This window comes from Nonomuraea sp. NPDC050783 (genome assembly GCF_040802095.1).
GTDB lineage: Bacteria > Actinomycetota > Actinomycetes > Streptosporangiales > Streptosporangiaceae > Nonomuraea.
In genome coordinates this window covers 591,222-605,063 of record NZ_JBFAHK010000004.1, presented here as the reverse complement: position 1 = coordinate 605,063, position 13,842 = coordinate 591,222, and the positions used below count along the sequence as shown (strand labels likewise).

13 protein-coding genes are annotated in these 13,842 nt (G+C 72.2%); 3 read left to right on the top strand and 10 right to left on the bottom strand.

Annotation, left to right across the window (positions count from 1 at the left end):
- Positions 1 to 39 precede the first annotated feature (39 nt).
- From AB0H75_RS14195 to AB0H75_RS14185, 3 genes are all read right to left on the bottom strand, one after another.
- Positions 40 to 852: an SDR family NAD(P)-dependent oxidoreductase gene (locus tag AB0H75_RS14195; RefSeq protein ID WP_367795785.1), complete on the bottom strand. Its 813-nt coding sequence runs from the start codon at positions 850 to 852 to the stop codon at positions 40 to 42.
- Positions 849 to 1,826 (bottom strand): diiron oxygenase, encoded by a 978-nt coding sequence (locus AB0H75_RS14190; protein WP_367795782.1) that lies wholly within the window; start codon positions 1,824 to 1,826, stop codon positions 849 to 851. Before AB0H75_RS14190 ends, AB0H75_RS14195 begins: the two co-directional genes overlap by 4 nt.
- A 64-nt stretch (positions 1,827 to 1,890) precedes the next feature.
- Positions 1,891 to 2,490 carry a TetR/AcrR family transcriptional regulator gene (locus AB0H75_RS14185; protein ID WP_367795779.1) on the bottom strand — a complete coding sequence of 200 codons (600 nt, stop codon included), beginning with the start codon at positions 2,488 to 2,490 and terminating at the stop codon, positions 1,891 to 1,893.
- Between the two features lie 190 nt (positions 2,491 to 2,680).
- On the opposite strand from AB0H75_RS14185, the gene AB0H75_RS14180 reads away from it, so the two are divergent.
- From AB0H75_RS14180 to AB0H75_RS14170, 3 genes are read left to right on the top strand one after another with little or no spacing between them, the layout of a single operon-like run.
- The gene (locus AB0H75_RS14180) at positions 2,681 to 3,847 is read left to right on the top strand and encodes an acyl-CoA dehydrogenase family protein (protein ID WP_367795776.1); all 1,167 of its coding nucleotides are present in this window, start codon (positions 2,681 to 2,683) and stop codon (positions 3,845 to 3,847) included.
- Positions 3,844 to 4,872, top strand: a complete 1,029-nt coding sequence (locus tag AB0H75_RS14175; RefSeq protein WP_367795774.1) for an acyl-CoA dehydrogenase family protein — start codon at positions 3,844 to 3,846, stop codon at positions 4,870 to 4,872. The genes AB0H75_RS14180 and AB0H75_RS14175 overlap by 4 nt, the downstream gene beginning before the upstream one ends.
- Positions 4,872 to 6,410 carry an AMP-binding protein gene (locus tag AB0H75_RS14170; protein ID WP_367795771.1) on the top strand — a complete coding sequence of 513 codons (1,539 nt, stop codon included), beginning with the start codon at positions 4,872 to 4,874 and terminating at the stop codon, positions 6,408 to 6,410. Before AB0H75_RS14175 ends, AB0H75_RS14170 begins: the two co-directional genes overlap by 1 nt.
- On the opposite strand, the gene AB0H75_RS14165 is transcribed toward AB0H75_RS14170, so the two are convergent.
- The 7 genes from AB0H75_RS14165 to AB0H75_RS14135 form a co-directional block, all read right to left on the bottom strand.
- On the bottom strand, positions 6,377 to 7,492 hold the full coding sequence (locus AB0H75_RS14165) for a C45 family autoproteolytic acyltransferase/hydolase (RefSeq protein WP_367795768.1): 1,116 nt from the start codon (positions 7,490 to 7,492) through the stop codon (positions 6,377 to 6,379). The genes AB0H75_RS14170 and AB0H75_RS14165 overlap by 34 nt on opposite strands.
- Positions 7,489 to 8,487 (bottom strand): helix-turn-helix transcriptional regulator, encoded by a 999-nt coding sequence (locus AB0H75_RS14160; RefSeq protein WP_367795765.1) that lies wholly within the window; start codon positions 8,485 to 8,487, stop codon positions 7,489 to 7,491. The genes AB0H75_RS14165 and AB0H75_RS14160 overlap by 4 nt, the downstream gene beginning before the upstream one ends.
- A gap of 60 nt (positions 8,488 to 8,547) precedes the next feature.
- Positions 8,548 to 9,261, bottom strand: a complete 714-nt coding sequence (locus AB0H75_RS14155; protein WP_367795762.1) for a hypothetical protein — start codon at positions 9,259 to 9,261, stop codon at positions 8,548 to 8,550.
- Positions 9,262 to 9,264: 3 nt separating this feature from the next.
- The gene (locus AB0H75_RS14150; protein WP_367795759.1) at positions 9,265 to 9,987 is read right to left on the bottom strand and encodes an endonuclease/exonuclease/phosphatase family protein; all 723 of its coding nucleotides are present in this window, start codon (positions 9,985 to 9,987) and stop codon (positions 9,265 to 9,267) included.
- The gene (locus tag AB0H75_RS14145) at positions 9,984 to 11,219 is read right to left on the bottom strand and encodes a hypothetical protein (RefSeq protein ID WP_367795756.1); all 1,236 of its coding nucleotides are present in this window, start codon (positions 11,217 to 11,219) and stop codon (positions 9,984 to 9,986) included. Before AB0H75_RS14145 ends, AB0H75_RS14150 begins: the two co-directional genes overlap by 4 nt.
- Positions 11,220 to 11,399: 180 nt before the next feature.
- The gene (locus AB0H75_RS14140; RefSeq protein WP_367795753.1) at positions 11,400 to 12,836 is read right to left on the bottom strand and encodes an Nramp family divalent metal transporter; all 1,437 of its coding nucleotides are present in this window, start codon (positions 12,834 to 12,836) and stop codon (positions 11,400 to 11,402) included.
- Between the two features lie 64 nt (positions 12,837 to 12,900).
- Positions 12,901 to 13,674: a GNAT family N-acetyltransferase gene (locus tag AB0H75_RS14135; protein ID WP_367795750.1), complete on the bottom strand. Its 774-nt coding sequence runs from the start codon at positions 13,672 to 13,674 to the stop codon at positions 12,901 to 12,903.
- Positions 13,675 to 13,842: the final 168 nt, after the last annotated feature.

The following is a 13,842-nucleotide window of genomic DNA, read 5'->3' as shown; positions in this document are numbered from 1 at the left end:
TCTATGGTCCCACCCGCGAGGCGTGCGGCGTTCGCCCGGTCAGCCGCCGCCGGGCGAGCGCCCGTCCGGCCCGGAGGCCAGCCCGGCCGCCAGCCGGGCGACGCGTACGGCCCCGCCCGGCCACAGCCGCGCCAGCCGCCAGGCCAGCCGCCCCGACGCGGGCGCCACGATCACCGCCCTGCCGCGGGCGATGCCGCGCAGGACGTCCGCGGCCAGCGCGTCGGCCGGGTAGAGCCGTCCGGGAGCGCGCCCGATCACCTGCCGGGCCGCCGAGCCGATCCGGGTCGCGGGCAGCCCGGGGTTGGCGTTGTCGAGCAGCGGCGTGTCCACGAAACCCGGGCAGACCACGCAGACCCGCACCCCGTGCGCCGCCGCCTCGGCCCGCAGCGCCAGCGACAGCCCCACCACGGCGTGCTTGCCGGCGGTGTACGGCAGCATCAGCGGCGCCGGCACCAGCCCCGCCAGCGACGCGGTGTTGACGATGTGCCCGAACCCCTGCCGCGCCATGACCGGATAGGCGGCCAGCACCCCGTGGACCACCCCGCGCAGGTTGACGTCGATCGCCCGGTCCCAGTGCTCGCGTGTCATCTCCAGCGCGGTGCCGCCCACGGCGATGCCGGCGTTGTTGAACATGAAGTCCAGCCGCCCCCGCTCGGCGCTCACCCGGCCGACGAGGGCGGCGACGGCCTCGGCGTCGGTGACGTCCACGCGGGCGAACTCCACCTTTCCCGCGGGCGGGCCGGCGGGTTCCGCCAGGTCGGCGACCGTGACGGAGACGCCCCGCCCGGCCAGCGCCCGGACCAGCGCCAGCCCGATCCCCGACGCCCCGCCGGTGACGATCGCGGTTCTCACCGGCGCGGCTCCGCCCAGATGCCCATGACCCGCCAGAGGCGCCGCGTTAACGCGTTGACCAGCCCCAGCTCGACGCAGAGCTCGCGGGTCTTGCCGACCGAGTCGCGGATCTCCCGCTTGGCCTCGGCGTTGCGCAGGTAGACGTCGGCGACGACGTCCGGCGGGACGCGGAAGTGCCGGATCATGGCGCCGGGCGGCGCGAGCATGATGCGGGCCATCACGCCGAGGACGAGCGGCGCGGCGACGCCCAGCAGGAGCCGCCGGTACGCGGGCATCCGCGGCACGCGGTTGCGCAGGTAGTGCCGGGCGAAGGAGATGTGCCTGGCCTCCTCCGCGATGTGGATGCGCATGATCGTCTCCTCCAGCGGGTGGTGCGCCCGGCCGTCCTTGAGGACCTTGCGCTGCACGTGGTCGATGGGGTCCTCGCCGCCCAGCACGAACACGAAGAACAGCTCGGTCGAGATCAGCGGGATCCACGGCGCGACCTGCGCGACGGCCGACAGCGGCCCCGGCATGCCGCGGATCGGCATCCCGGTACGGTTCACGAACTCCTGGAACATCATCCCGTGATGTCCCTCTTCGATGGTCTCGTGGTAGACGTAGCGGAACTCCGGCGAGCCGTTCGGCAGCCGGTAGGCGTAGTTGAGCAGGCCGCGCTTGAGCAGGTTCTCGAACTGCAGGCCGATCTTCATGGCGGTGGCCACCCGCCACAGGCCGATGGCCGCCCGGGTACCGGCGGGCAGGCCGCGGTACCACGGGTGGCCGCCCAGCTTGTCCACCTCGGGCAGCTCCCAGCGCGGGTCGGCCGGGTCCACCTGGAAGTCGGGGTCGTCCCAGGGGATGTCGCGGTACGGCTCCCAGTGCTTGTCGACCGACGCCTTCGACAGGCGTTCGATGACCGACCGGTAGGCGCTGCGGGCGGCGACCTGCTCGTCGCGTTCCCTGGCGGTGATGGAGCTCGGTGCGGAAGTCATCACGTGCCTCCTCTCCTCGCCGAGTAATTGTACGAAGTGTCCAATAACTCGGAAAGGGGAAGTTTCACAGCTTTTCGAGGGGCACGCCCAGTTCGTTCGCCGCCGCCGTACGGATCAGCGCGTTGATCCGGCGCCGCGAGAGCACCTTGGGATGCACGTTCGTCTGGATGGCCAGCCCGTCGATGAGCGCGAAGATCCGCCAGGCCGCTCCGTCCGGGTCGGAGCAGGTGAACTCGCCCGCCGCCGAGCCGTCCTCGATGATCGCGCGCAGCAGCAGGCGGCCCTGCGTGTCGATCCGCCGTGAGATGTCCTCCAGGTCGGCATTGCGCATCGCCTCCGCCCACGCGTCGATCCACAGGCGCCAGCCCTCCGGCTGGACGCTGGGGGAGCAGATCCGCAGCAGGCTGCGCAGCCGGTCCAGCGGCGTCGCCTTGGACTGCTCGATGTCCTCCAGCGTGCTCATGTGCTGGCGGGCCGCGTACATGAAGGCCTGCGCGAACAACCGCTCCTTGTTCTCGAAGTGGTAGAAGAGCAGTGCCTGGCTGACGCCCGCGGCCCGGGCGATGTCAATGGTCCTGGTATGGCCGAAGCCCTGGTCCGCGATCACCTCGCACGCGGTCTTCAGGAGATCCTCACGCCGTAATCGGCTGAAACCAGATGTCACAACGGGTAACTCTCTTCACAGCAGACTAACTTCATGATCATGGTAACGGCCGGTCCCCGTCGGTTGTCGATCAGGGCCGGAAACCATCCCTTACCCGCTCTTCCGCGCCGTCACCCCCGCCAGGGCGTTGCTCTATGCGCCCGGCACCGGGCTGATTAGAGTAAGTGAGCACTGATACCGAGGAGTCGATGTGAACCTTGCTGAGTATCGGCGTGCCGCCAGGGCCTGGCTGGAGGAGAACGCTCCGGACGACGGGCCGCCCGAGGGGGACGGCATCACCAGGGCCAAGGAGTTCATGGCCAAGCTCTACGACGCCGGCTACTCCGGCATCACCTGGCCGGCGCGGTGGGGCGGCCAGGGGCTGACCCAGGCCGAGGAGCGCGCCTTCGCCGCCGAGGCCCGCGACTTCACCCTCCCCACCTACGTCTTCTCGATCGGCCTCGGCATGACCGGCCCGACCATCGTCGAGCGCGGCAGCGACGCGCAGCGCGAGCGCTTCGTCCGGCCGCTGCTGCGCGGCGAGGAGATCTGGTGCCAGCTCTTCTCCGAGCCCGGCGCCGGCAGCGACGTCGCCGCCCTCCAGACCAGGGCCGAGCGCGACGGCGACCACTGGGTGGTCAACGGCCAGAAGGTGTGGACCTCGGTCGCCCACCACGCCGACTGGGGCCTGCTGCTGGCCCGCACCGACGTGGAGGTGCCCAAGCACAAGGGCCTGACCATGTTCGTGGTGGACATGCACCACCCGGGCGTGACCGTCCGCCCGCTCAGGGACATGTCCGGCCGCGCCAACTTCAACGAGATCTTCTTCGACGACGTCACCATCCCGGACGAGCACCGCGTCGGCGAGGTCAACGACGGCTGGAGCGTGGCCGTCACGACGCTGCTGCACGAGCGGCTGTCGATCTCCGCGGGCGTCGGCATGGGCGGCTCCAAGGGCCACCCGGCCTCGCTGGAGGCGCTGCGCGAGGTGGTGGACACCGGCGACCCGATCGTCCGCGACCAGCTCGTCGAGCTGCACATCCGCACCCGCGCGCTGGCGCTGTTCAACCAGCGCCTGGCCCAGGAGACCAGGGCCGGCATCTTCCCCGGGGCGCGCGGCAGCGGGGCCAAGCTGCTGCTGGCCGAGCTGACGCTGTTTCAGGCGGACCTGGCCACCCGGCTCGTCGGCCCGGAGGCGGCCCTGGCCGGCCACCCGCTGGCCCAGGCCGTGTCGATGGCGCCGGGCATGGCGCTCGGCGGCGGCACCAACGAGATCATGCGCAACATCGTGGGCGACCGCGTGCTCGGGCTGCCGCCGGAGCCGCGGGTGGACAAGAACGTGCCGTTCAAGGACCTGAAGGTGGGGACGCAGGCGTGAAGCTCGTACTCGACGAGGAGCAGCGGCAGCTCCAGGAGTCCGTCCGGTCCTTCCTGCGCGCCGCCTCGCCGCTGTCCAAGGCCCGCGAGGGCCACGACCCGCGGGTCCACGCCCGGCTGAACGGCGAGCTGGGCCTGTCCGGGCTGATCGTCCCGGAGGAGTACGGCGGCGCGGGCGCCGGCCTCGCCGAGCTGGCGGTCGTGCTGGAGGAGACCGGCGCCGCGCTGCTGCCGGGGCCGTTCCTGGCCACCGCGTTCGCCGCGATCGCGCTGTCGGCCACGCCCGACAAGGAGCTGCTGTCCGGCATCGCCGACGGCCGCCTCGCCGCCACGCTGGGCCTGCCCGCCGGCGACGAGATCACCTGCGCGGGCACGACCGCGCACGGGACGCTGCCGCAGGTGCTCAGCGGCATGGAGGCCGACGTGCTGGTGACGCCCGCGGCCGGCGACGGCGGCCCCGTCGTGATCGCCGTCGAGCTGACCGCGCCCGGCGTCACCAGGACCGCCCTCGACACCCTCGACCTCACCCGCGGCCAGGCCAGGGTCGCCCTGGACGGCGCGCCCTGCAAGGTGCTCGGGCCGCGGGCGGACGGCGTCCTGGAGCGGGTGTGCGTGGCGCTGGCCGCCGAGCAGCTCGGCGTGATGCGGGCCGCGCTCGACGCCATCGTCGCCTACGCCAAGATCCGCGTCGCCTTCGGCCGCTACATCGGCTCCTACCAGGGCGTCAAGCACAAGCTCGCCGACATGCACGGCAAGCTCGAACAGGCCGAGTCCATCGTCAGGTACGCGGCCTGGGCCGCCGACGAGGCGCCCGCCGAGCTGCCGGAGGCCGCCGCGCTCGCCCAGGCGTACGTCGGCCGCGCCTGCTTCGAGGTGGCCCGCGACCACCTGCTGCTGCACGGCGGCATCGGCTACACCTGGGAGCACGACGCGCACCTGTTCTACAAGCGGGCCAAGGCCGACGAGGTGCTGCTGGGCCCGCCCCGGATCCACCGTGCCCGACTCGCGGAGCTGCTGGAGCTGTGATGGACGCTGTGACGAACACCGCGACGAACACTGTGCTCGACTTCGAGAAGACGCCCGGTTTCTACGCCATCGCCGCCGCCCATCCCGACCGCCTGGCCGTCATCGACACCGACGGCACCCGCACCACGTACGGCGAGCTGCTGGCCCGCGTCAACCAGGTCGCGCACGGCCTGCGCGCCCGCGGCCTCGGCACCGGCGACGTGGTGGCGGGCGTGCTGCCCAACGGCATCGACGCGGTGGTCATGCTCCTGGCCACCGGTCAGATCGGCCTCTACTACGTGCCGATCAACTGGCACCTGACCGAGCCCGAGATCGCCTACATCCTGCGCGACTGCGACGCGGGGGTCGTCGTCACCGCCCCCGGCTTCCAGGTGCCCGGCGCCGAGACCGGCACGGCCGGGCTGGCCGAGGGGCAGCCCACCGGCGCGCCCGCCGACCGCACCAGCGGAGCGGTCATGTGGTACACCTCCGGCACCACCGGCTTCCCCAAGGGCGTGCAGCGCCCGCTGCCGGGCGCCGAGCCGGAGGCGGTCCTGCCGCTGTACGCGTGGTTCCTCGGCGAGGTCGTGGACCTGCGGCCGGGCGACGAGACGCACCTGGTGACCTCGCCGATGTACCACTCCGCGCCGTGCGCGCACACCCAGTTCGCGCTGCACTTCGGGCACACCGTCGTCATCACCCCGCGCTTCGACCCGGAGAACATCCTGGAGCTGGTCGAGCGCCACCGGGTGTCCAACGCGATGATGGTCCCGACCATGTTCCACCGCATGCTCCAGCTCCCCGCGGACGTGCGCGCCAGGTACGACCTCTCCAGCCTGCGCCAGGTCATCCACACGGCGGCGGCCTGCCCCGTCGCGGTCAAGCAGCAGATCATGGACTGGTGGGGGCCGGTGCTCTACGAGTACTACGGCTCCACCGAGTCCGCGATCGCCTTCGCGGTCAAGCCGCACGAGTGGCTGGCCCGGCCGGGCACCGTGGGGCGGCCGGTGCCCACGTTCGAGGCGAGGATCCTCGGCGAGGACGGCGCGGAGCTGCCGCCCGGCGAGCCCGGCATGATCTACGTCAAGTCCTCGACGAGCCGCTTCGAGTACCGCAAGGACCCGGCGAAGACGGCCGCCAGCATGCGCGGCGAGTGGTACACGCCGGGCGACATCGGCTACCTCGACGAGGACGGCTACCTGTTCCTGTGCGACCGCCGCACCGACCTCATCGTCTCCGGCGGGGTCAACATCTACCCCGCCGAGATCGAGGCCGCGCTCCTGGAGCACCCCGCAGTGGCCGACGTGGCCGTCATCGGGGTGCCCGACGAGGAATGGGGGCACAACGTCGTCGCGCTGGTCCAGCCCGCCGAGGGTGCCGAGCCGGGGCCCGGGCTGACCGCCGAGCTGCTGGCGCACTGCGAGCCGCGCATCGCCCGGTTCAAGCACCCGAAGGTCGTCGAGTACCGCGAGCGGCTGCCGCGCACCCCCACCGGCAAGCTGTCCCGCTCGAAGGTCCGCGCCGACTACCTGGGCGAGAACACCAGCTCGTCGCTGTAGGGCCGGCCGTCGCCCAGGTAGAAGCGGGTGGACAGGGTGCGCTCGGCGGTGTCGAACACCGTGCTCCACAGGGTGCGGAACGGCGCCGCCGGGTCCTCCGGCTGCGCCACCGCCCGCAGGGCCGCGCGCAGGTCCGCGCCGGACATGGCGGTGCCCTTGCTGCGCTCGTACAGCGTGCGCAGGCGGTCGTAGGTGCGGAAGGAACCCGGGCCGTCGGCGGGCAGGCTCATCGGGTCCGGGTTGAGGTGCAGCAGGTGGTTGGTGACGCACAGCGGGCCGTCGCCGAACTCGACGATGTGCTCGCGGCCGTCCCTGCCCCGCTCCCACACGAACGCCTGCCCGTGGGCGTCGGCCACCAGGTAGTGCAGGGACATGCCGTGGTCGTAGTGCTTGGCGCCCAGCAGCGCCTGCTTGGCCTGGTCGGCGTTCTCGCAGGTCTCCACCAGGAAGCGGGGCAGCTGCACGCTCGACAGGCCGACCTGGGGCGTCGCGTCCAGCGGCGGGGCGGCGTTCTCGATGTCGGCGACCAGCAGCATGACGGCCAGGCCGGCCGCGTTGATGCCGTCCATGCAGCCGTCCAGGTCGTTCATGGTGATCACGGTCGTGGCCGGGCCCTCGTCCGGGACGGTGGTGATCACGTACGGGCGGGAGGCCATCGGCAGCTCGTGCGGCCGGGGCGCACCGCCCATGACCTCGCCGGCGGTCGTGGGGAAGAAGTCGTAGGTGCGGCCCACCCTGCCGTGGCCGTCGGTGGCCGCCGACGGCGGGATCCACAGGGCCGAGCAGCCCGTGCCCTCGGGGAGGTAGCTCAGGCCGTCGAGGGCCAGCTCGTCCTGGTCGGGGTCGAGGCCGAGGGCCGCCGCCGCGCCGTCCATGCGGGCGTGCTGCTGCGGCCAGTGCCGCTCGAACCAGGTGCGGCGGGCCCGGCCCACGACCGGGTCCACCGGCACGGGGGACCAGCCGAGCCGGCGGGCCTCCTCGGTCAGCGCCCGGCCGATCTCGAACTGGCCGCCGGACAGGGTCAGGTGGTGCACGAGCTGGAAGTCGCCCTTCCCGCCGGCCACGCGCGTCATGTTCTTCATGCCCGCGAGCCTGCGTCCGGCCGCTGACCGGGCCCTGACCGGCCGCTGACCGCCCGCCGGTAGCGCTCCGACAACCGCAGCACGGCCTCGGCCAGCTCCGGCGGGTCGAGCACCTCGAAGTCGGCGCCGAGGAGGCCGATCCACGCGGCCATGCCGTCCAGGTCGTCGCCGCCGATCGCGACCCGGCAGGCCGTCCCGTCCAGCGGCTCGACCTCCAGCCCGAGCCAGGACAGCGCGGCCAGCCGCTCCGCCGGGGCGTGCACCAGGAGCGTCGCGCGGTGGCGCCACATGGCCGTGCTGACGCCCCGCTGCACGTACGCGGCCACGTTGCCGTCCGCGGGCAGCTCGCGCGGGGTGAAGCGGGGGCCGCCGGGGACGCGCGGGCGGATCCGGTCCACCCGGAACGTGCGCCAGTCGCGCCGCTCGACGTCGTAACCCACCAGGTACCAGCGGCCGTGCCGGTGCACCAGGCGGTACGGCTCGACGTCGCGGACCGTGGCGTCGCCCGCGTGGGCGGTGTAGTCGAAGCGCAGGCGCTCGTGGTCGCGGGCGGCGTTGGCGATCGTGGTCAGCACCTCGGGGGAGACCGCCGGGGCGCGTCCGGGGATCTGGACGGTGTAGGCGTTGAGCGCCTGCACCCGGCCGCGCAGCCGGGACGGCAGCACCTGCTCCAGCTTGGCCAGCGCGCGCACGGACGTCTCCTCGATGCCCTCCACGCCGCCTCCGGCGGCCCGGCCGAGCCCCACGGCCACCGCGACCGCCTCCTCGTCGTCCAGCAGGAGCGGCGGCAGCGCGGCCCCGGCCCCGAGCCGGTAGCCGCCCGCGACGCCCGGCGTGGCGTGCACCGGGTAGCCGAGCGCGCGCAGCCGCTCGACGTCGTTGCGGATGGTCCTGGTCGAGACGCTGAGCCGGGCGGCCAGCTCGGGGCCGGACCACTCACGGTGCGCTTGAAGGAGGGACAACAACTTGAGCAGACGGGCGGAGGTCTCCAGCATCCCCCCAGTGTGCCCGCAGACGCGGAAGGTTTCTTTCCGCGATCCGCCCGCCGGCGGGAATCAGCCGAACGCGCGCCTGGCCACGGTGCGCGCCCCGCCGTGCAGGACGCCGCTCAGCAGCTCGAACCGCTCGCGCAGGCCCTCCGGCGAGAACGGCCTGCGCGGCTCCCGGTCCGCCGGCCGCTGCCCGGCCGGGATCAGCACCTCGGAATACGACCTGGTCACCGCGCCCTCCAGGAAGAGCGTGACGGTCAGCTCATCGGCCACCGCCACCTGATGGAAGGTCAGGGCGGCCTGCGAGTAGGCGGCTCCGGCGCCCACCTCCAGCGTCGCGGCCGGTGTCAAGGTGACGTCCTCCTGCGGCCGCAGGACCCAGTTGTCGGCCCGCAGCGGCGTGCTGTCGAGGTACCTCGTGTGCGGTCGCCCGCCCTCGTCCCGTTGGAACAGCGTGGCGCGCACGAGCCCCGCGACCACCACCGAGGAGAAGGCGAAGCGGTGGTTGTGGACGTGTTCCCTGCCGCGCGCGTCCCCCGGCCACCACACGTGCATCCGTAACCGGCCCGCCGGGTAGCGCGACCACAGGACGTACTTGTCGAACCCCAGCGGGTGCGGGTAGGAGTCGGCGGCGATCTGCCGCAGGCCGTCCTCGTCGCGGGCGATCTCCCGCAGCAGCCCGGCGAGCGCGGACGGCGTGACCAGCCGGCTCAGGGCCGCCCGCTGCCGCTCCGCCCGGGCCACCATCAGCCTCGACACGCAGGTGACCAGGTCGTTCATGGCTCAGTCCAGATCGAGTTCGACGACGCAGAGGCGATGGTCGGAGAAGGTGGCGACGGTCCGCGCCGAGACCCGGCGCGCGGCGGCGGCATGGACGACGTCGTCCAGGGCCATGCCGCGGTGCGTCGGCTCGGAGATGGCCGAGGCCAGCTCCACGTGCATCCGCGCGACCAGCAGATCGCGGCGCGGGGTGTTGAAGTCGCCCGCGATCACGGGTATCTCGTCGTCCTTGGGAGTGAGCTGCTTGGCCAGGTTCTCCCAGATGTGGACGAAGTCCCGGTCCTCGGCCCGCCTGCCGAACCGGTGGAAGGGCAGCATGTGCAGCGAGGTCATCGCCACGGTCCGCCCGGCGACCTCGACGAAGGCCGTGACACCGCCCTTGTCGAACGACCGGAGCCCGTCACGCTCCAGCCGCGGATTGGGCAGGTCCGCGTCGGCGGTGGCGCCGATGGGGAAGCGGCTGGCCACGGCCACCCCCGAGAACGCCGGGCCCTCCACGAGCCAGGCGGGCGAGAGCACGTGGTGCGCCAGATGCCGCAGCGGCGTCCGTTCGGCCAGTCCCCGCAGCAGCGGGGACGGCCGCGAGCCGGCCGGGAAGGGCACCTCCTGCAGGGCGAGCAGGTCGATGCGTTCCTCCAGCACCCGCCGCACGCACTCGTCGGCGATCCCGCCCGGCGCGCCCACCCCCTCGTGGACGTTCCAGGTGCCCACCCTGATCCTGCTCACAGGACCGGCCGGCGCATCGCGTAGTCGCGGATCACGCTCAGTCCTTGGTAGGTCATCCATATGGGACGCGGCCCCTGTTCCCATTGCCAGATCCCGTTCTCTTGTTGGGCGAGCACCGCCGCGACGGCTCTCCGCAGCGCCACCGGATCCGGATCGCCGCAGATCAACAGCGCCTTGGCGACCCACGCGGCCGTGAAGTGATCGATGGTGAGCGTCTCGTGCTGCATGCCTTCCTGCCGTCGCAGGCGCTCGCGCCCGTTGCTCAGGTCGTCCGCGGTGACGAGCCAGCCCACGCCCGCCCTGATCACCTCGTCCAGACGGGCGTGATGGGGCAGGACGCCGGCAGCACGGCGCAGCGCGACGACCGCCCTGGCGGTGTGGGCGAGCGAGGGCACCTGCCGCTCGCTGAGCGTCTCGCCCCAGCCGACCCGCTCGTCCCTGCGCCCGAGTCTCGTGATCAGGAGGTCGGCGAGCTCGGCCACCAGCGCCGCTGAGGGGGGGACCTCCGTCAGCGTGGACAGCACCGTGGTGACCACCGTCGTCTTGTTCAGCCCGGACACGTCCTTCTTGGTGACGTCCTCCAGCAGCGCGGTCAGGCGGACCCGCTCGTCCCGCTCCAGGCCGGCCCGGCAGGCGGCTCCCAGCGCCCACGCGGTCACCTCGGGCCGCGCGACGCCGCGCTGGCTGGTGGACGCCCAGCCGCCGGCCTCGCACTGCAACGCGAGCAGGGTGCGCACCAGCATGGCCCGGTCGAGCCTGGGGTCGCGCAGGTCCAGGGCCAGGACCAGGCGCAGGCCGTAGGAGGTGCCGGTGGCGCTGGGCGGCGCGCCGTCGCCGAGGAACTGGCCCCAGCCGCGCAGCGCCGGATGGTCGAGATGCCCGGTGACGGCGTCGAGCACCTGCTGCTTGGCCCCCTCGGCGAGCGCGAGCACGGTGGGGCCCGGCTCGGCGCGAGTCCCGCTCCCGGCGGCCGGGCCGATCACGGGGGATTCGGCGAGCAGGCCGGCGACCGAGGGAAGCCGGCGCACCAGGGCCAGCCCGAGCCAGACGACCCCCGCCGCGAGCAGCGCCAGCAGGTAGCGCAGCACGTCGACCTTGAACCAGCTCTCGGAAAGGTGGTCGAGAAGCAGGCCGTAGGTGGTGAACGCGGCGGCGGGAGGGGCGACGACGAGAACCGCTCTGATCAGCCGGTGTCGCTGGGGCCGGCTCTGCGGCGGTCTCTCGTCGATCACGCGCGGCTCCGCACTGGATGCGTTCGATGACAAAAGAGTAACCAGCCAGGAAACCGGCGTCGATTGATATGGTTTTTGTCGGCTTTATGTGGGGTCCATATCGCGGCTGTTCGCGAGACATATTCGGAAAAAGGCGGCTCCCTTACGGGAACCGCCCTCATCCGCGCGCCGACGTCCTCGTCACGAGCCGCCGAACAGCTTCTGCGCCTGCTGGACGACGGTCAGGACGGTCAGCGACCCGAAGAAGGCCACCGACCAGACCAGCGCCCCCAGCCGGTACGACCGCACCCTGATCTCCCGCGGCAGCGCCCGCCGGTTGAGGACGATGAGCAGGATCGAGTACACGAACATCATCACGGCCGCGAAACTCGACGAGAACACCAGCAGGAGCAGCGGCTGGTCGAAGCCCAGCAGCAGGATCACGATCCCGACCAGCACCAGCGCCCACACGGTCAGGAAGTAGATCCGGTTGACCGACACCGGCCTGTCACGCAGGTAGACGGTCTTGATCGTGTCGGAGGCCAGGCGCGAGGTGTAGTCGACGATGCCCATGGCCGAGGCGAACAGCGCCAGCGCGCCGATCAGCCAGAACAGCACGCCGAACCACGTCCCGACGGCGTCCTGCAGCGCCCGCCCCTCCACCTGGAGGAAGCCGATGCTGTTGGCCAGCCCCTCCCGGCCGAAGACCGTGGAGTACGCCAGCATCGACATCAGGGCGATCGTCACGAACGACACCAGGGCGAACGTCCACGCCTGCTCGGCGTTGGCGAAGCGCCACCACTGCCGCCAGCGGGCCAGGTTCTCGCGGGTCGGGGCGAACTGGAAGCCGGTCGTCGGGGCCGCCTCCTCCTGGCCGGTGACCGGGCTGACCAGGCGCGGGACGTACAGGCCCATGCCGAAGCCCTTGTCGCGGATCCAGTTGCTCTGGCACAGGTTCTGGCCGCCGCCCGCGCCCGCGTAGGCGATGGCGCCCATGAGCACCGCGAACTCCAGCTCCGGCACCGGGAAGCGGGCGCCCACGGTCATGCCCTTGCCCAGCTCCAGCCAGCTGTCGGAGGTGATGGCGAACACGATCGCGACCACGATCAGCGTCACCACCAGAGCGATCTTCACGAAGATCACCCGTTCCAGCACCGTGTAGATCACCGGCGCCAGGGTGAGGCCGAGCGCGATCAGGACGAGCATGCCGATGGCGATCCACCGGATGGAGCCCTGGCCCGACCCCGTCAGGTACGTGACCATGGTGGCGGAGCTGGTCACCCAGCCCGGCCACAGGTTCGAGCAGAGCGTCATGAGGACGAAGACGAGCCCCCAGTGCCGCCACATGCGGCTGAAACCGGTCAGCGCGGTCTCGCCGGTGGCCAGGGTGTAACGCTCGATCTCCATGTTGAGGAACCACTGCGTGATGATGCCGATCGCGGCGCCCCAGACGAAGACCAGTCCGACCTGGGAGGCGATGTACGGCCATAGGATGAACTCGCCCGACGCCAGGCCCACGCCCGCGCCGACCAGGCCGGGGCCGATGATCCGCCAGTTGGATCGGGGTGGCTCGGGCAGGTCGCGGACGGTGACGGGCGGCAGGACCCGTGCGGGGACGGTGGGGGTGAACTCCGTCATGCCGATCTCCTTTTCGGCTTACCTCACCGCCACATTACAAAGACCACTAAGCCCAGTGGAATAGCTAGTTGACGGCTACCGCGTACTCGCCGCGATCGGTGAACCCGATGACCCGCCCGCCCGCGCCCATCAGCCCGCCGAGCACGGCGCGGACCGCCGAGCGCCACTCCGCGGCCGCCTCCGGGTCCGTACGCCGCAGCTCCTCGACGTCGCGCGGCGTCGCGACGAGGACGACCTCGCCGGCCGCCCCCCGGACCAGCGGGCGCCCGTCCGCGCACGACAGGAGCACCGGCGCCCGGGCGGGCGACTCGGCGGGCGGCTCGCCCGGCTCGACCGGCCACACCGCGAGCAGCCGGTCGGAGGCGTCCCCCTCGTTGATGGCGTCGGCCATCGGCCCGTAGAAGTCCGGCAGGTACTCCTGCGGCAGGGCGCCCAGCTTGACCAGGTTGAAGCGGGCGTTGCGCCGGACGAGCGGGTCGAAGGTCCAGGTGATCCGCTCCAGCCCGCGCTCCCGGCACCAGTCGCGCTGGTGCAGCTTGAGCGCGTACCCGATGCCGCGGCCCACGGCCGCGCCCGTGACGTGCGAGTGCAGCGCCCGGCCCGCGGCGAGGAAGCCGACGGACGCGCCGACGAGCGCGTCCCCGTCGAAGGCCCCGGCCACGTAGCCGCCGCCGTGCGCGAGCCCGGCCATCAGCTCGACCGGGACGGGCACGTTGCGCGGCCCGGGATGCCAGATGTCGTCGAAGAGCCGGTCGGCCTCGCGGAACTCGGCGATCCCGGTCAGCTCCCTGATCACGACGCCGGCCTTGGCCGCCGCCTCCTCGCTCTGGCGTGTCATGCGCCCATTAATACATGCCGCCCGGACGCGCCTATACCCGCCCCGACAGCTCTTTGTCACTGATCCATCACGCTGTGCTGTCCACCTGATCAGTGGTAGCCGCGCCGTCACCCACTGTAGTCATGTGAAGGACGTCGTCCCCCGACCGGGACGTCCTGCGACCAGGGA

Coding starts and splice junctions, on each gene's coding strand:
- AB0H75_RS14160 (WP_367795765.1), bottom strand. CDS start 8,487: ATGCTGGAGACCTCCGCCCGTCTGCTCAAGTTGTTGTCCCTCCTTCAA.
- AB0H75_RS14190 (WP_367795782.1), bottom strand. CDS start 1,826: ATGACTTCCGCACCGAGCTCCATCACCGCCAGGGAACGCGACGAGCAG.
- AB0H75_RS14135 (WP_367795750.1), bottom strand. CDS start 13,674: ATGACACGCCAGAGCGAGGAGGCGGCGGCCAAGGCCGGCGTCGTGATC.
- AB0H75_RS14140 (WP_367795753.1), bottom strand. CDS start 12,836: ATGACGGAGTTCACCCCCACCGTCCCCGCACGGGTCCTGCCGCCCGTC.
- AB0H75_RS14170 (WP_367795771.1), top strand. CDS start 4,872: ATGGACGCTGTGACGAACACCGCGACGAACACTGTGCTCGACTTCGAG.
- AB0H75_RS14155 (WP_367795762.1), bottom strand. CDS start 9,261: ATGAACGACCTGGTCACCTGCGTGTCGAGGCTGATGGTGGCCCGGGCG.
- AB0H75_RS14165 (WP_367795768.1), bottom strand. CDS start 7,492: ATGAAGAACATGACGCGCGTGGCCGGCGGGAAGGGCGACTTCCAGCTC.